Raw genomic sequence first — 16,279 nt, forward strand, 5'->3', positions numbered from 1 at the left:
CAACAAACACGCCCGAGTGGACAACCGGGCGTTGTACCGGAGCGGTTGCCTCAGCGCGGGAGCGTGCAGCGGGCCGCCGGGCGGAGCGCCGCACGGAAGCCGGCCGCCACTGCCTCGACCGGACCTATGACAGCGGGGCCGCATCTGCGGGACAATGGACATTCGTTCGCGTCGCGACCTGCTTCAACCGTGGCCCGTTCGGATCCGGCCACGCCCGGCGGGAAACCCCGCCGCACACCGCCCGGTTGCGGGGGTTTTGCCCCGACCGTACGGGGGTTGGCGCGCCGGACCCGGTGCCGGACAGACAACGATTCGGCCGCATCGGTCCCGGATGGGCCGATCCTTGCCTAGCCTCACGGGTGGGGCCGGCCGCGACGGGGGCCGTATCTCCGCGCCGTCCGAGGTGCAGAGCCGACCAGCGGCTGGAGTAGCGAGTAGCGCATGACCGACCGGAAGTTGCCGCATCACCGCACGCTCAACGCGCTGCCGTACGCCGTCATGGGCTGCGTCGCGGTCGTGGACGTCACCGCGGGACCCGACGTCGGGTTCCTCCCCCTGGTCTCGCTGGGTCCCGCCTTCGCCGGCCTGGTCGGGGGCTGGCAGCGCACGGTGTTCGTGGGCGGGATCGCGCTGGTGCTCTGCGTCCTGCTGGGCATCTCCGACGTGATGTTCGAGTCGCGGCGCGGCTATGTGGCCCTGCTGTCCGTCGTCGGCGTCACGGTCGCCGCGCTGCTCGCCGTGCGGATGCGGCATCGCCGCGAGGAGGAACTCGCGAGCGTACGGTCCATCGCCGAGGTGGCGCAGCGCGTGCTGCTGCGCCCGGTGCCCCGCAGCGCGGGGCGGCTGCGGGCGGCGGTCTCGTACACCTCGGCCGTGGCGGAGGCGCGGATCGGGGGCGACCTGTACGAGGTGGTGACCTCGCCCGCGGGCGTCCGGCTGATCGTCGGCGACGTGCAGGGCAAGGGCCTGGAGGCCGTGGAGACCGCGGCGGTGGTCCTCAGCGCCTTCCGCGAGGCCGCGTACGACGAGCCGGACCTGACGGCCGTCGGGGAGCGGCTGGAGCGGGCGCTCGACCGGCAGCTCGACGGTGAGAAGTTCGTCACCGCCATCCTGGCCGAGGTGGGCTCGGGCCAGGAGGTGACGCTGCTCAACTTCGGGCACCCCGCGCCGCTGGCGGTGCGCCAGGACGGCGACGTGCGCTATCTCGCGCCGCCGCAGCGGGCCTTACCGCTGGGTCTCGGGGAGCACGGCGTCGCCAAGCCGGAGCCGCACACGGCGGGGTTCGCGCCCGGGGACCAACTGCTGTTCTACACCGACGGCGTCACCGAGGCCCGCGACCGTGCCGGGGCCTTCTACCCGCTGGAGCAGCGCGCCGGGCTGCTCAAGGACCCCGACCCGGAGGGGGCGCTGACCGCGCTGCGCCAGGACGTGATCGAGCATGTCCGGGCCCCGCTCCACGACGACGCGGCGATGCTGCTGCTGCGCTACCGGGACGGCTGACGGGACGTCAGCCGAGGCGGCGGGCGATCCGCAGCTCGGTCAGGTAGCGCTTGACGATCCGGCCGCCGTGCCGTCCGTCGATCAGGCCGGCGAGACAGGCCAGCAGCGCGTCCCTGGCCGCGGCGGGCAGCGCCCGGTGGCCGGAGTACGTGCGCAGCACGTCGAGGTACTCGGCGGTGGAGTACGGCAGGTCCCACTCGTACCGGTGGAAGACCGGCGCCGCGAAGCGCTCCTCGCCGCGGAGGTCGTCGCGGTCCTCGGGGACGGCGGCCGCGGGCTGCAGCCGCAGGCCCGGCGGCGTCGCCGGGTCGAACCGCTCGTAGCAGCCCTGCGCCGCGGCGAAGAACTCCTCGCTGCCGCCGGCCACATGGTGCGTACGGACGGTCGCCAGCACCCCGCCGGGGCGCAGCGCGTCCGCCGACTTCGGCACCCGGACCGCGGGGTCGACCCAGGCGAACGCGGTGGCGGCGAGGACCACGTCGAACGGCTCGGGCGGCAGCGGCCACTCCTCGAACACCGCGTTCTCGACATGCACGTCCGGGAACGCGGCGAGGTTGCGGCGCGCCACCCGCGCCATGCCCGCGCCCAGCTCCACCGCGGTCACCCGGCAGCCGCGCTCGGCGACGGGCACGGTGGCCTGCCCGGTGCCGCAGCCGATCTCCAGCACCCGGCAGCCGGGGCCGAGGCCGCCGGGCGCGGCGGCGTCGAGGTCGTCGTACATCTCCCGGGGGTAGCGGGGCCGCGCGCGGTCGTACAGCTCGGGCGCCTCGGTGAAGGTCGCCCGCAGGCGCTCGCGTTCGTCGTCTGTCACGGCCTCACCTTATGATCGGCTTCCTTGCCCGTGCATCGTCATTTCGCGGCATCCGCCACCGAGAGGAACGCCCCCTTGATCCGACGCGAGAGCTACTGCGGCGGCCGGCTGGTGAAGGAGGTCGAGCAGGTGCGCGACGACCGCGCACCCTCGGGCTTAGCGGCGCCGGCCGGCGACGGGCCCGCGCTGTGGCTGCTGGACGGCGAGCGCGTGGAGCCCGCGGAGGCGGAGGCGTTCTGGGTGGTGTGGACATCGGTCCGGCGGCGGCATCCGCTGGGCGAGACGGCGCGGAGCTGGCCGGTGGTCACGATCGGGTGCGCCATCGTGCTGTGGCTGGTGACGATGGTGCTGACGCAGTTCGGTTGAGGGGCGTACGGGCCGGGTGCCCGGCGCTGCGGCGGCCGGCGGCGCCGGGCGATCAGTCGTCCTCGTCGCCCTCGTCGCCCTCGTCGCCTTCGTCGCCTTCGTCGTCCTCACCATGGCCGCCGTCGCTTCCGCTATTGCTGCTGCCGTGGTCGCTTTGGCCGCCGTCGCCGAAGTGCTTCGCGCAGAAGCCGGCGACGGCCTCCTCTCCGCCGGCCTCGCGGACGAGCCGGTTCCAGGACCTGTTGTCGTTGACCGGGCCCCCGCCGTCGCGTTCGGCGCGGAACATCTCGCACTGCCGCTCCACCGAGTTGCCCGGCGCGCCCTGCTCCTCGCCCTGGCCGGAGCCGCCCTGGCCGGCGTCCTCGTCCTGCGTGCCGTCCGGCTCGGCGGCGCCGCCGGCGCCGGGGGCGGTGCCGGTGTCCGGCTCGTCGCGTCTGCCCTCGGGTCTGTCGTCCAGCCTGTTGCCGCCCGCGGACGCGGCCCCCTCGTTGGCGTAGTCGCCGCCGGTGGGGCCCGGTTCCGGTGTGGCCATCGGCGAGACGGCGGGTCCCGTGGAGGGGCCGGGAGTGTCGGGAGCCGTACGCAGGATCGCGCCGGCCCCGAGCGCGACGCCGCCGAGCACGCAGCCGGCCGCGGTGACCGCGGCGGCGGTGCGCAGGCGCCGCAGCCGCCGGGGCGTACGGCGTACGGGAACGGCACCCGCGGCGGACGGCGCGAGCCGCACCACCGGCTCGGCGGGCACCCGCCGCCCCGGCACGCGGGACTCGCAGCCGGGGCGGGAGCCGTTCGCGGCGCGGAACGCGGCCAGCGCCGCCCGCTCCCCCGGCAGTTCGGTGTCGAGCGCCGGGCGGCCGGCGCGGGCCGCGGTGTCCAGCAGCGCGGCCAGCCGCTCGGCGGTGTCCCGGTCGGCGGGCGGCAGCGCGGGCCCGGCGTCCAACTGCTCGCCGGCGAACAGCCGCTCGGCGGCGCGCTGGTCGAGCCAGGTGTTCCGGTCGTCGTCGCCCATCACATACCCCTGAGCATCCACGTGGCCGTGCAGGTCGCGTCACCTGCCGGTGCGCCCGCCGGACAGGCGCCGGCCGCGGCGTCGCCGAGCTGGTCCGCCAGCAGGCGCAGACCGCGCAGGGTGGCGGAGCGGGCCGCGGCGGGGCTCGTGCCGAGCACGTAGGCGGCTCGCTCGGCGTCCAGCCCCACGATCGCCCGCAGCGCGACGGCGTCGGCTTCCGCGCGCGGCAGCCAGGCGATCAGGGCAAGGGTACGCCCGCCGTCAGGACGCCCCGGGACCCCCTCGGGCCGCGGGCCGCCGGGGCGGTCGCGGAGGTGCGCGAGCGCGCGGGCGCGGGCGAGGCGGGCGCACCAGGCGCGAAAGCTCAGGGCGTCGCCGTCGAACGCGCGCAGATCGCGGGCGATGTCCTGCCAGGCCCCCGCGGTGACCTCCTCCGCGTCGCCGTCGCCCGCGGCGTCGCCGACGAGGGTGCCGACGTAGCGGACGAGGCAGGGGTGCACGGATCTGTACAGATGCACGAACGCGGTCTCGTCGCCGGCCTGTGCGGCGCGTATCGCCTCCGCGAACGGTGCGTCAGCTTCTGCCATGCCGGGTCAGCCGGTCCGTGGCCCGCTGGCCGGGCGCATACAGAACGGATCCATTCGGTAAGCACCCCCCAGGTGCTGGTTTATCGGGAGGCCGACCACATTCCTTCGCTGTCCGCCCGCGCGGAAGAGCACGCTACGGCCCGCCGCTGGATCGCGTCCAGTCCGCGGACACCCGGCCACACCGCTTGGGACGTAAGGGAGTTCTTGCACCGAATGGGTCGTGTGCGGGGCGGTCGCCCGGATGGTCACTGATCTTCTTCCGATCGCCCGCGGCCGCCGCCGAGGCCGTCGAGGAGCTGGCGTACGAGGGTGGCGGCGAGGTCGTCGGCGAGCGGGGCGTGGCCGAGGAGCAGCCGGTGGTAGACGGGTGCGAAGAGCTGGTCGAGGGCGGCGGCGACGTCGGTGTCCGGCCGCAGTTCGCCGCGGGCCACGGCGTCGTGGAGCAGCCGTGCGCAGGCGGCGCGCCGCGGGCCCACCCACCGCTCGTCGAGCGCGGTACGGATGCCGGGATCGGCCTGCGCGGCGGCGGCGAGGTCGGCCACCAGGGGACCGGCGGCGGTGTCGCGCACGATCCGGACGAGCGCGCCGGCCTCGGCGGCGAGGGCGTCGGCGAGGCTCGTGCCGGCGGCCGGCCGGGCGGGCGGGTCCCCGGTGACGTGCGCCAGGCTGTCGAGCATCACGTGCCCGCGCGTGGGCCACCACTTGTAGACCGTCGACTTGCTGACCCGCGCCCGGGCGGCGATCGCCTCCATGGTGACCGCCTGCACCCCGCCGGCCACCAGCAGTTCCGTGGCGGCGGCGAGCACCGCGGCTCTGGCCCGCTCGCTTCGCGGCCGGCCCCGCGGCGCGCGCGGCCCACCCGTTTCGCCCATGCCCGCCTCCGGCGTCCGCCTTATACTGAACGCACCGTACGATAAAGGGAAGGAGCACGTGTGACCAGCGTCCCGGTCCGCAGGCTCAACGACGGTACGAAGCTCCCCGCCCTCGGCCTCGGCACGTACCCGATGGACGACGCGCAGGCCGAGCGGGCGGTCGCCACCGCCCTGGAGACCGGCTACCGGCTGGTCGACACCGCGCTCAACTACGGCAACGAGACGGGCACAGGCCGCGGCATCGCCCGCAGCGGCGTGCCGCGTCAGGACGTCGTGGTCACCACCAAGCTCCCCGGCCGCCACCACGGCTACGAGCAGACGCTCGCCTCCTTCGAGGAGTCCCGCAGGCGGCTGGGCGTGGGCTACGTCGACCTCTACCTGATCCACTGGCCGCTGCCCCGCGTGGACCTGTACACCGACTCCTGGCGCGCGATGATCAAGCTGCGCGAGGAGGACCTCGTACGCTCCATCGGCGTCTCCAACTTCACCGTCGCCCAACTCGACCGGCTGGAGCGGGAGACCGGCGTGCTGCCCGCGGTCAACCAGATCGAGCTGCACCCGCACTTCCCGCAGGAGGAGCTGCGCTCGTACCACGCCGGGAAGGGCATCGTCACGGAGAGCTGGAGCCCGCTGGGCCGCGGCACCGACGTGCTGCGCGACGCGTCGATCGCGCGGGTGGCCGAGGCGCACGGCGTGACGCCCGCCCAGGCGGTGCTGCGCTGGCACGCGCAGCTCGACGCGGTGCCCATCCCGAAGTCCGCGGATCCCGCGCGGCAGCGGGAGAACCTCGGCGTCTTCGGCTTCGAGCTGTCGGCCGCCGAGATGGCCGCGGTCGCCGGCCGGCCGCAGCGGCGCGTGGGCGGCGACCCGGACGCACACGAGGAGTTGTGACCCGCGGTCCGTCAGGTACGGCGCCGCGCAGCCGAGCAATGACAGAGGAGTCCGCAAGGTGAAAGCAGCAGTACTGGGAACGGGCGTGATGGGCGCGGGCATGGCGCGCTCGCTGCTCCGCGAAGGCGTCGAGGTGACCGTCTGGAACCGCACGCCGGAGCGCGCGCAGCCGCTCGCCGCCGACGGCGCGCGGGTCGCGCCGAGCGCGGCGGAGGCGGTGCGCGACGCCGACGCGGTACTGATCGCGCTGTACGACGCGGACGCCGTGCTCGCCGTCCTGGGCGACGCGCTGGCGGCGTCGCCCGGGGACACCGTGTGGGTGCAGACGGCCACCGTCGGCCCCGAGGGGACCCGCGGGGCCGCGGAGCTGGCCGCGCAGGCGGGGCGCACCCTGGTCGAGGCCATGCTGCTGGGCACCAGGCAGCCCGCGGAGACCGGCCGGCTGACGCTGCTGACGGCGGGCGATCCGGCCGTCTTCGCCCGGATCGAGCCGCTGACGGCGGCCATCTCGGTGAAGACCGTGTGGACGGGTCCCGAGGTCGGCGCGGGTACGGCGCTGAAGCTGGCGTGCAACGCCTGGATCGCCTCGATCACGGCGGCGGCGGCCCAGTCGCTCGCCCTGGCCGGGGCGCTCGGGCTGGACCCGAAGCTGTTCCTCGCGGCCATCGAGGGCGCGCCCGCGGACTGCGGGTACGCGCACGCGAAGGGCGAGGGGATGCTCGCGGGCTCGTACGAGCCGCAGTTCGCGCTCGACGCCGCGCTGAAGGACGTCGACCTGATCGACGGCGCGGCCCGCGCCGCGGGAGTCGACACGACGCTGCTGGCGGCGCTGCGCGGGCTGTACGGGGAGGCGTCGGCGGCGGGGCACGGCCGCGATGACGTGGCGGCGGTGTACACGAGCTTCCGCGGGCCGGGCGGCGCGGGGAGCTGAGCGGGCACAGGCACAAGCACAGGCACGGGCGGCGGTACGAGCCCGGCGTGGCCCTCGTACGGGCCGGGCGGCGGCACGGCGCCGCTGCCCGCCCGGCGGCCGGGGGCCGGCGCGTACCGCCGGGCGGGTGTGGCGGTGGCCGGGGCTCAGCCGCCGTAGACGGTGGCCTCCTTCGCGGTGGCCGCGATGCCGTCCTGGCCCTGGAAGAAGCGCCGCCCCCAGTCCGTCAGCGCGGCCGGGTCGAAGTTCCGCACCATGTCGAGGTATTCGACGCCGCCGCCGTTGCCGCTGTACGACCAGCCCAGATAGCCGAGGCCCAGCTCCCGGGTGAGGCGCATGACGGCGTCCTCGTCGGGGTTGCCGTCGGAGTGATCATGCCCGAACTCCCCGACCGCGATGGGCAGTCCGGCCTCGGTGAACGACGTCAGGTAGTCCTCGATCTCCGCGGCGGTGTCGTAGACGCCGTACATGTGGACCGAGAAGAGCGTGTCGCCCTGCGGGTCGGAGTCGGCGACGGCGCGCGCGTTGCCGCGCATGGTGTTCGTCCAGTCCTGGCCCCAGTTGGGGGCGTCGGCCATCAGGGTGTGCCGCAGTCCGGCGGCGCGCAGCTTGGCGATGGCGCCCCGGGTGTCGGCGGTCCAGCGCTCGTAGCCCCGGTTGCCGTGCGGCTCGTTGCCGAGGTTGACGATGACGTAGTCCTCCTCGCCGGCGAGGGCGTCGCGGACGCTGATCCAGTAGTCGGCGGCGCGGTCGAGCGAGACGGCGGCGCCCTCCTCGCCGTAGCCGGTGGTGTCGTGGACCTCCAGCACGCAGATCAGGCGGTTCGCCTTGCACTGCGAGACAACGTTGTCGACGTCGGCGGTGTCGCTGCGCGGCCAGCGGTCGCCGGTGGCCAGGACCACGCGCACGCTGTTCGCGCCCAGTTGCTTGATCTCGCGCAGCGAGTCCAGCTCGCCGGTGTACCAGGCGTGCGGGTGGTTCACGCCGCGCAGCACGAAGTCGCTGCCGTTGCCCTCCAGCAGCCGGCCGCCCTCGGTGTGCAGCCCCACGGCCGCGGCGGCGGGCTCGGCCTGCGCGCCGGTACCGAACCCGGCGACGGCGGCGGCCAGGCCGAGCAGGGCGGCGAGCAGGGCGCGTCCGGTACGGGTCCCGCCGCGCCGGCGGCGTCCGCGAGCGGTGGGGGGTGTGGTTCTCGGTGCGCTCATGTGCGGCTCCTCGCAAGTCGGTTGACGCGGAATTTGGGAGCGCTCCCATACACCCACTCACGGCGGCGCGCGTCAAGGCCCGCGGCAGCGGGCGCCGTCCGCGGCGACGGAACGCGCCGCGCGCTGTCAGTCGCGGCCGGTAGCGTTCCCGGCGGGATCCCCGGGCCGATCGAGGAGTCGACCATGGCGCAGCCGGAGCACACCGCGGACGCCGGGCCGGGCGCGGAGCCCGCCGGCCTCGTGATCGAGGGCTGCACCGCGCTGGTCCACGGCCCCGGCGGCGAGGTGGACTTCGCCGAGGACGCCGGGATCGTGATCAGGGACGGCGCCATCGCGGCGGTGACGACGGCGGCGGACGCCGCGCGCGTGCCGGCGGCCGAGCGCATCGACGCCCGCGGCCAGGTCGCCCTGCCGGGGCTGGTCAACTGCCATACGCACGCGCCGATGGTCTTCCTGCGCGGGTTCGCCGAGGACGTGCCGGTCGAGGAGTGGTTCAACGACTGGATCTGGCCGGTGGAGAGCAACCTCACCGACCGGGACGTCGAGTTGGGCGCGCTGCTGGCCTGCGCCGAGATGATCCGCGGCGGCGTGACGACGTTCGCCGACCACTACTTCGCCATGGACCGGGTCGCCGACGCCGTCACGGCCACCGGGCTGCGCGCGGTGCTGGGCCTGGCGTACTTCTCCTCCCAGGGCGCGGAAGGCCGCGAGCGGTCCCTGGACTTCGCGCTGCGCCGCGCCAGCGGCGCGGACGGCCGGATCACCACGTGCCTGGCGCCGCACGCGCCGTACACCGTGACGGACGACGACCTGGCGGCCACGGCCCGGCTCGCGCGGGAGCACGGGCTGCTCGTCCATCTGCACGCCGCGGAGAACCGGGAGCAGACCGAGGCCAGCCTCGCCCGGCACGGCCGGACGCCGGTCGAGGTGCTCCAGCGCTGCGGGCTGCTCGACACGGACGTGCTGATCGCGCACGGCACGGGGCTCACGGGCGCCGACATCGAGCTGCTGGGCCGGGCGCCGGCCGCCGGGGTGGCGACCGCGCCGCGCGGCTATCTGAAGTTCGGCTGGGACACCACGCCCGTGCGCGCGCTGCGGGCGGCCGGCGTGCCGGTGGGGCTGGCGACCGACGGGGCCGCGTCCAACAACACGCTCGACGTCTGGGAGAGCATGGCGCTCACCGCGCTGGTGCAGAAGTCGGCCGAGCGGGACGCCACCTGGGCCACCGCGCGCCAGATGCTGCACCACGCGACGACCCAGAGCGCGCGGGTCGTCGGCCTCGGCGACCGGGTGGGTTCGCTGGCGCCCGGCCGCCGGGCCGACGTGATCCTGGTCGATCTGACGGGGCCGCACACGCAGCCCGTGCACGACCTCGCCGCCACCCTGGTGCACAGCGCCCGCGCGGGCGACGTGCGCACGACGATCGTCGACGGCCGGGTCCTCATGCGCGACCGGCGGCTGCTGACCGTCGACGTGCCGGAGGTCGCGGCCGAGCTCGCGCCGCGCCTCGCGGCGCTGACCGAGCGCGGCCACGGCCGCCGGATCCAGAGCTACGGCACGTAGGCCCGCGGGGCTACTGCGCGGCGTCGGGCGTGGTGACGCGCACGTAGTCCACGACGAGCTGCTGCGGGAAGGAGGTGCTGCCGTCCGGGTCGCCGGGCCAGTAGCCGCCGACCGCGAGGTTGAGGATCAGGAAGAACGGCTTGTCGAACACCCACCGCTTGCCGCCGAGGTCGGCGGGCGTGCGCGTCTGGTAGACGTTGCCGTCCACGGACCAGGTGATCTCGTTCGGCGACCAGTCGACGGCGAAGGTGTGGAAGCCGTCGGCGAACGCCTCGCCGCCGGGCAGCGAGTAGCCGGCCCCGATGCCGCCGGAGCCGGAGTAGTCGGGACCGTGGATCGTGCCGTGGACGGTGCCCGGCTCGAAGCCGACGTTCTCCATCACGTCGATCTCGCCGCTGGCGGGCCAGCCGACCTGGCCGATGTCGTCGCCGAGCATCCAGAACGCCGGCCATATGCCCTGCCCGCGCGGCAGCTTCATCCGCGCCTCGACGTGGCCGTACGTGGTGGTGAACCGCCCGGAGGTGTTGAGCCGGGCGGAGGTGTACTCGCACCGGCCGTACCAGCACTGGTAGTCGCCCGGGTTCTCCTTGCGCGCGGTGATGACCAGGTTGCCCTGGCCGTCGAGCGCGGCGTTGGCGTTGCCCGAGGTGTAGTACTGCCGCTCGTGGTTGTTGACGTTGTCGCCGGTCTCGGTCAGCCACTTGCCGCCGTCGACGGCGGAACCTGCGGGTCCGTCGAAGTTGTCTTCGAAGGTCACAGCCTGGGCGCCGTCCGGTGCGGCGCCCGCAGAGCCGGGTGTCCAGCTCAGCCCGGCACAGACGGCCGCGAGCAGCAGGACGGCGGGCGTACGGCGACGCCGTTTGCTCCGTGAGGTCATGAAGGTGCGCCTCGATCCTCTGGTGGGGGGTTGCCGACCGGGGAACGCCGCGGGTGCCGGGCGTCCCGACTGGTCAGCCGGGTATCGAGCTTGGTCCAGACCTGTTTCGGTGCGAAAGTGAACTCCTTCGCGCGGGCGCCGTCAATGGATCCGGCGGATCCCGCCGCGTTCACCTCCCGAAGCGAACGGGCCCGAACCCACGCCCGTTGCCCAACCGGGCACCGAACGGGCACGCGTCCTGGCCGGGGCGGGCATGCCCGGCAGGCACCGAAACCGGCCGACTGCCGCTCCCCAGCGGTGATACAGCCGTGAAAGCGGGCACAGTCGGTCACGACGTGCGGTGCATGAAGCCTGGCCGGTGCGTTCCGCCGCCGGTAGAAATGCCTTCGGAAGCCCGAACGGGCAGGGCTTCACCACTCCGACAGCACCCCCCACAGCCAAACCGCGAAGGCAGGTGGTCGTCGTGGACGGAGAAGAACGCAGACGGGTCATCCTGGAGACCGCTCGGCGCGCCGGCAAGGTGGACGTCGCCAAGCTGGCCGCCGACCTGGGTGTCTCCCGGGAGACCGTACGGCGTGACCTGACGCTCCTGGAGGACCACGGGCTCGTCCGGCGCACGCACGGCGGCGCGTATCCGGTGGAGAGCGCGGGGTTCGAGACCACGCTCGCGTACCGCACGACCATGCACGTGCCGGAGAAGTCGCGCATCGCCACCGCGGCGGCGGAGCTTCTCGGGGACGCCGAGACGGTCTTCATCGACGAGGGCTTCAACCCCCAGCTCATCGCCGAGGCGCTGCCGCGGCCCCGCCCGCTGACCATCGTCACGGCCTCGCTCGCCACCGCGAGCGCCCTGGCCGGGGACGACCGGGTCACCGTGTTACTGCTCGGTGGGCGGGTGCGCGGCAGCACCCTGGCCACCGTGGACCACTGGACGACCAGGATGCTCGCCGGCTTCGTCATCGACCTGGCGTACGTCGGCGCCAACGGCATCTCCCGCGCCTACGGGCTGACCACCCCGGACCCGGCGGTCAGCGAGGTCAAGGCGCAGGCGATGCGGGTGGCCCGGCGGAAGGTCTTCGCCGGGATCCACACCAAGTTCGGCGCGGTGAGCTTCTGCCGGTTCGCGGAGGTCTCCGAGTTCGACGTGATCATCACCGACACCGGGCTGCCCGCCGCGGAGGCCCACCGCTATTCGCTGCTCGGCCCGCAGGTCATCAGGACCTGACGGGACCGGCGCCCCTTCCCTACGTCCGCACACCACATCCCATACCCCGTGTACGCCACGCCTCCCCGGACGAGCAACAAGCCGGGTGGCCCGGCTCCGTACGCCCCGATTCCCGCCCCCGACCCTCTTTGGGAGCATGCGATGCTCACTCCGACCCGCAGCAAGCGCACCATCCGCACCCTCGTGCCCGTGGCCACCGCCGCGGCCCTGCTCGCCGCGTGCAGCGGCGCGGGGGCGGCGGCAGCTCCGGGGGCGACGACTCCGTCAACGTCGTCATGGTCAACAACCCGCAGATGGTCGAGCTGCAGAAGCTGACGGCCAAGCACTTCACGAAGAAGACCGGCATCGAGGTGAACTTCACCGTGCTGCCGGAGAACGAGGTCCGCGACAAGATCAGCCAGGACTTCGCCAACCAGGCGGGCCAGTACGACGTGGCCACCATCAGCAACTTCGAGGTGCCCTTCTTCGCCGAGAACGACTGGCTGCTGCCGCTCGACGAATACGCCGCGGACGACGCGAAGTTCGACCAGGAGGACGTCCTCGCGCCGATGCGCGAGTCGCTGACGGCCGAGGACGGCAAGCTGTACGCCGAGCCCTTCTACGGCGAGTCGTCCTTCCTCATGTACCGCAAGGACGTCTTCGCCGAGAACGGCCTGAAGATGCCCGACAAGCCCACCTGGCAGCAGGTCGCCGACCTCGCCGCCGAGGCGGACGGCGCCGAGCCCGGCATGAAGGGCATCTGCCTGCGCGGCCTGCCCGGCTGGGGCGAGGTCATCGCGCCGCTGACGACGGTGGTCAACACCATGGGCGGCACCTGGTTCGACGAGAACTGGGAGGCGCAGCTCACCTCGCCCGAGTTCACCAAGGCGGCGAAGTTCTACGTCGACCTCGTCCGCGAGCACGGCGAGGCCGGCGCGGCCCAGTCCGGCTACGCCGAGTGCCTGAACAACCTCACCCAGGGCAAGACCGCCATGTGGTACGACGCCACCGCGGCCACCGGCTCGCTGGAGGCCGAGGACTCCCCCGTCCGCGGCAAGATCGGCTACGCGCCTGCGCCGGTCGACAAGACCGAGTCCTCCGGCTGGCTCTACACCTGGGCGTGGGGCGTGCAGAAGGCGTCGGAACGGCCCGAGAGCGCCTGGAAGTTCATCTCCTGGGCGTCGAGCAAGGAGTACGAGGAGCTGGTCGGCAAGGAGCTGGGCTGGGCCAACGCGCCCGCGGGCAAGCGCGCGTCGACGTACTCCAACCCCGACTACCTGAAGGCCGCCGGCTCCTTCGCCGACATCACCCGCGAGGCGATCGAGGGCGCCGACCCGCGCGACCCGGGCACCCAGCCGCGGCCCGCGCCCGGCATCCAGTTCGTCGGCATCCCCGAGTTCTCCGATCTGGGCACCAAGGTCTCCCAGGAGATCAGCTCGGCCATCGCGGGCAAGCAGTCCGTCGAGGACGCGCTGGAGAACTCCCAGGAACTGGCCGAGGAGGTCGGCGGGGAGTACCGGGACCGATGAGTACTCCGACCGCCGTACGCACCGAGCGCCCGGCGCCGCGCGCGGGCCGGCCGGCACCCCGCCGGCCGGGCCGCGGGGCCCGCGCCTGGGCCACCCGCGCGCCGCTGCTGCCGGCGCTGGTGTTCCTGATCGCCGTCACCCAACTGCCGTTCGTGGCGACCCTGGTGATCTCCCTCTTCGACTGGAACTCGCTGCGCCCCGACGACCGCAGCTTCACCGGACTCGACAACTACAGCCAGGTGGCGAGCGACGAGGGCCTGCGCGAGTCGGTGGTGACCACGGCGGTGCTGACCGCCGCGGTCGTCCTGGTCAGCGTGGTGCTCGGGCTGCTCATCGCGCTGCTGCTGGACCGGGCGTTCCCCGGCCGCGGCGTGGTGCGCACGCTGCTCATCGCGCCATTCCTGCTGGTGCCGGTCGCGGCCGCGCTGCTGTGGAAGCACGCGCTCTACAACCCCGAGTACGGCCTCTTCAACGGCGCCATCACCTGGGTCGCGGAGCTGTTCGGCGACGACACGCCGCCGCAGCCGGACTGGGTGTCGGACATGCCGCTGATCGCCGTCGAGGCCGCGCTGATCTGGCAGTGGACACCGTTCATGATGCTGATCCTGCTGGCCGGGCTGCAGAGCCGGCCGACGGAGATGGTCGAGGCCGCCAAGCTCGACGGCGCCACGAGCTTCCAGATCTTCCGCTACCTCACGCTGCCGCATCTGCGCCGCTATCTCGAACTGGGCGTGCTGCTCGGCTCGGTGTACATCGTGCAGAACTTCGACGCGGTGTTCACCATCACCTCGGGCGGGCTCGGCACCGCCAACCTGCCGTACACGATCTACCAGACCTTCTACCAGGCGCACGAGTACGGGCTGGCCTCGGCCGCCGGCGTGCTCGTCGTCATCGGCTCCATCGTCATCGCGACCTTCGCGCTGCGCGTCGTGTCGTCCCTGTTCCGGGAGGAGGCGTCCCGCGCATGACCACGACCGTAGCGACGGCCCGGAAGCCGGCCCGCACCGGCCGCGCCGCGCTGCCGCCCGCCCTGCGCAAGGCGCGGCGCCGCAGTGCCGGGCTCGGGCTGCTGGCCTGGCTCGTCGGCATCGCGTTCTTCCTGCCGGTGGCGTGGATGGTGCTCACCTCGCTGCACGCGGAGACCGACGCCGCCGCCAACCCGCCGGCGGTCGCCGCGTCGCTCACGCTCGACGGCTACCGCACGTTCTTCGGCTCCGGCGGCGGCCCCAGCCCGTGGCCCGCGCTGCTCAACTCGGTGATGGCGAGCGTGTTCTCGACCGTGCTGGTGCTCGCGCTGGCGCTGCCGGCCGCGTACGCGCTGTCCATCCGGCGCGTGAAGCGCTGGACCGACGTGCTGTTCTTCTTCCTCTCCACCAAGATGCTGCCGGTGGTCGCCGGGCTGCTCCCGATCTACCTGTTCGCCAAGAACACCGGGATGCTCGACAACATCTGGCTGCTCGTCCTGCTGTACACGTCGATGAACCTGCCGATCGCGGTGTGGATGCTGCAGTCGTTCCTCGCGGACATCCCCGTCTCGATCGTGGAGGCCGCGCAGATCGACGGGGCGAAGCTCACCACCGTGCTGACCCGGGTGATCGCCCCGGTCGCCGGCCCGGGCATCGCCGCCACCTCGCTGATCTGCTTCATCTTCAGTTGGAACGAGATGCTGTTCGCGCGGGTGCTCACGGGGGTGACGGCGGAGACCGCCCCCGTCTTCCTCACCCGCTTCATCACCAGTCAGGGGCTCTTCCTCGCCCAGGTCTGCGCCGCCTCCGTCGTCATCTCCCTCCCGGTGCTCGCCGCCGGGTTCGCCGCCCAGGACAAGCTGGTCCAGGGCCTGTCCCTAGGAGCCGTCAAATGAGGGCCGCCGTCATCGAAGCCCCCGGCACGGTCACCGTGACCGACGTCCCCGACCCCACCCCCGGCCCGCGCGAGGTCGTGGTGGACGTGGCGGCGTGCGGGTTGTGCGGAACCGATCTGCACATCCTGCAGGGCGAGTTCGCGCCCACGCTGCCGGTGGTGCCGGGGCACGAGTTCGCGGGCGAGGTCGTCGGCATCGGCCGCGACGTCACCGAGGTCGCGGTCGGCGACCGGGTCGCCGTGGACCCGTCGCTGTACTGCCACGAGTGCCGCAAGTGCCGTACCGGCCACGGCAACCTGTGCGAGCGGTGGGGCGCCATCGGCGTCACCGTCGCCGGCGGGGCGGCGGAGTACGCGGTCGCGCCGGTCGCCAACTGCGTCCGGCTGCCCGACCACGTACGCACCCAGGACGCGGCGCTGATCGAGCCGCTGTCGTGCGCGGTGCGCGGCTACGACGTGCTCAACAGCAAGCTCGCCGCCCATGTGCTCATCTACGGCACGGGCACGATGGGGCTGATGATGCTGGAGCTGGCCAAGCGCACCGGCGCCGCGGCGGTGGACGTGGTCGACCTCAACCCCGAGCGGCTGGCCACCGCGCAGAAGGTGGGGTGCAGCCGGGCGGCGGCCACGCCGGAGGAGTTCGGGCAGCCGGAGGGGTGGGACGTCGTCATCGACGCCACCGGCAACGCGGCGGCGATCCAGGACGGTCTGGGCCGGGTCGGGAAGGCCGGCACCTTCCTGCAGTTCGGGGTGGCGGACTACGCGACGACCGCCACCATCGAGCCGTACCGCATCTACAACCAGGAGATCACCATCACCGGCTCGATGGCCGTGCTGCACAGCTACGAGCGGGCGGCGGAGCTGTTCGCCGCTGACGTGCTCGACCCCGAACTGCTCATCAGCGACCGGCTGCCGCTGGAACAATACCCGGCCGCCCTGGAGCAGTTCGCGTCGGGGAAGGGCCGGAAGATCGTGGTGGTGCCGTAACTGCGGAGGCCGGTGTGGGCGCCGTGTGAGACGAGTCTCAGGCGGCGCTCATATATGCCGATTCAGTACGCTACGGCCGCTGTTGCCCGC

At 73.4% G+C, this 16,279-nt stretch carries 14 protein-coding genes and 2 pseudogenes; 10 read left to right on the top strand and 6 right to left on the bottom strand.

Going from position 1 to position 16,279, the window contains the following annotated elements:
* The first annotated feature begins 441 nt into the window (after positions 1-441).
* Entirely contained in the window at positions 442-1,500 is a 1,059-nt protein-coding gene (locus CXR04_RS00650; protein ID WP_101419956.1) for a PP2C family protein-serine/threonine phosphatase, read from the top strand.
* Between the two features lie 7 nt (positions 1,501-1,507).
* Here CXR04_RS00650 and CXR04_RS00655 read toward each other — a convergent pair whose 3' ends face one another.
* The gene (locus tag CXR04_RS00655; RefSeq protein WP_101419957.1) at positions 1,508-2,311 is read right to left on the bottom strand and encodes a class I SAM-dependent methyltransferase; all 804 of its coding nucleotides are present in this window, start codon (positions 2,309-2,311) and stop codon (positions 1,508-1,510) included.
* Positions 2,312-2,386: 75 nt separating this feature from the next.
* On the opposite strand from CXR04_RS00655, the gene CXR04_RS00660 reads away from it, so the two are divergent.
* Complete coding sequence (locus CXR04_RS00660) at positions 2,387-2,677, top strand: hypothetical protein (protein WP_101419958.1); 291 nt, start codon at positions 2,387-2,389, stop codon at positions 2,675-2,677.
* Between the two features lie 52 nt (positions 2,678-2,729).
* Here CXR04_RS00660 and CXR04_RS00665 read toward each other — a convergent pair whose 3' ends face one another.
* The 3 genes from CXR04_RS00665 to CXR04_RS00675 form a co-directional block, all read right to left on the bottom strand.
* Entirely contained in the window at positions 2,730-3,683 is a 954-nt protein-coding gene (locus tag CXR04_RS00665; protein WP_101419959.1) for a hypothetical protein, read from the bottom strand.
* Positions 3,683-4,270 (bottom strand): RNA polymerase sigma factor, encoded by a 588-nt coding sequence (locus CXR04_RS00670; RefSeq protein ID WP_101419960.1) that lies wholly within the window; start codon positions 4,268-4,270, stop codon positions 3,683-3,685. Before CXR04_RS00670 ends, CXR04_RS00665 begins: the two co-directional genes overlap by 1 nt.
* Positions 4,271-4,515: 245 nt before the next feature.
* Positions 4,516-5,142, bottom strand: coding sequence for a TetR/AcrR family transcriptional regulator (locus CXR04_RS00675; protein ID WP_101419961.1), 627 nt, complete (start codon positions 5,140-5,142; stop codon positions 4,516-4,518).
* Between the two features lie 60 nt (positions 5,143-5,202).
* On the opposite strand from CXR04_RS00675, the gene CXR04_RS00680 reads away from it, so the two are divergent.
* The gene (locus CXR04_RS00680; protein WP_101419962.1) at positions 5,203-6,033 is read left to right on the top strand and encodes an aldo/keto reductase; all 831 of its coding nucleotides are present in this window, start codon (positions 5,203-5,205) and stop codon (positions 6,031-6,033) included.
* Between the two features lie 46 nt (positions 6,034-6,079).
* A pseudogene (locus CXR04_RS36785) lies at positions 6,080-6,964 on the top strand (NAD(P)-dependent oxidoreductase); the annotation flags it as partial.
* A 146-nt stretch (positions 6,965-7,110) separates the two neighbouring features.
* On the opposite strand, the gene CXR04_RS00690 reads toward CXR04_RS36785, so the two are convergent.
* Positions 7,111-8,169, bottom strand: coding sequence for a glycoside hydrolase family 5 protein (locus CXR04_RS00690; protein ID WP_101419964.1), 1,059 nt, complete (start codon positions 8,167-8,169; stop codon positions 7,111-7,113).
* A gap of 183 nt (positions 8,170-8,352) precedes the next feature.
* Here CXR04_RS00690 and CXR04_RS00695 point away from each other — a divergent pair, with 183 nt between their 5' ends.
* Positions 8,353-9,732: an amidohydrolase gene (locus tag CXR04_RS00695; RefSeq protein WP_101419965.1), complete on the top strand. Its 1,380-nt coding sequence runs from the start codon at positions 8,353-8,355 to the stop codon at positions 9,730-9,732.
* Positions 9,733-9,742: 10 nt separating this feature from the next.
* Here the strand turns inward: CXR04_RS00695 and CXR04_RS00700 are convergent, their stop codons facing one another.
* Entirely contained in the window at positions 9,743-10,609 is an 867-nt protein-coding gene (locus tag CXR04_RS00700; RefSeq protein ID WP_234379966.1) for a glycoside hydrolase family 16 protein, read from the bottom strand.
* Between the two features lie 463 nt (positions 10,610-11,072).
* Between CXR04_RS00700 and CXR04_RS00705 the strand changes: the two genes are divergently transcribed.
* The 5 genes and pseudogenes from CXR04_RS00705 (at position 11,073) to CXR04_RS00725 (ending at position 16,189) form a co-directional block, all read left to right on the top strand.
* Entirely contained in the window at positions 11,073-11,834 is a 762-nt protein-coding gene (locus tag CXR04_RS00705; protein ID WP_199850358.1) for a DeoR/GlpR family DNA-binding transcription regulator, read from the top strand.
* A gap of 141 nt (positions 11,835-11,975) precedes the next feature.
* A pseudogene (locus tag CXR04_RS00710) lies at positions 11,976-13,342 on the top strand (ABC transporter substrate-binding protein).
* Positions 13,339-14,310, top strand: a complete 972-nt coding sequence (locus tag CXR04_RS00715; RefSeq protein WP_101419967.1) for a carbohydrate ABC transporter permease — start codon at positions 13,339-13,341, stop codon at positions 14,308-14,310. The pseudogene CXR04_RS00710 and the gene CXR04_RS00715 overlap by 4 nt, the downstream one beginning before the upstream one ends.
* Positions 14,307-15,203, top strand: coding sequence for a carbohydrate ABC transporter permease (locus CXR04_RS00720; RefSeq protein WP_101419968.1), 897 nt, complete (start codon positions 14,307-14,309; stop codon positions 15,201-15,203). The genes CXR04_RS00715 and CXR04_RS00720 overlap by 4 nt, the downstream gene beginning before the upstream one ends.
* The gene (locus tag CXR04_RS00725) at positions 15,200-16,189 is read left to right on the top strand and encodes a zinc-dependent alcohol dehydrogenase family protein (protein WP_101419969.1); all 990 of its coding nucleotides are present in this window, start codon (positions 15,200-15,202) and stop codon (positions 16,187-16,189) included. Before CXR04_RS00720 ends, CXR04_RS00725 begins: the two co-directional genes overlap by 4 nt.
* Positions 16,190-16,279 lie beyond the last annotated feature (90 nt).

This window comes from Streptomyces sp. CMB-StM0423 (assembly GCF_002847285.1).
Taxonomy (GTDB): domain Bacteria; phylum Actinomycetota; class Actinomycetes; order Streptomycetales; family Streptomycetaceae; genus Streptomyces.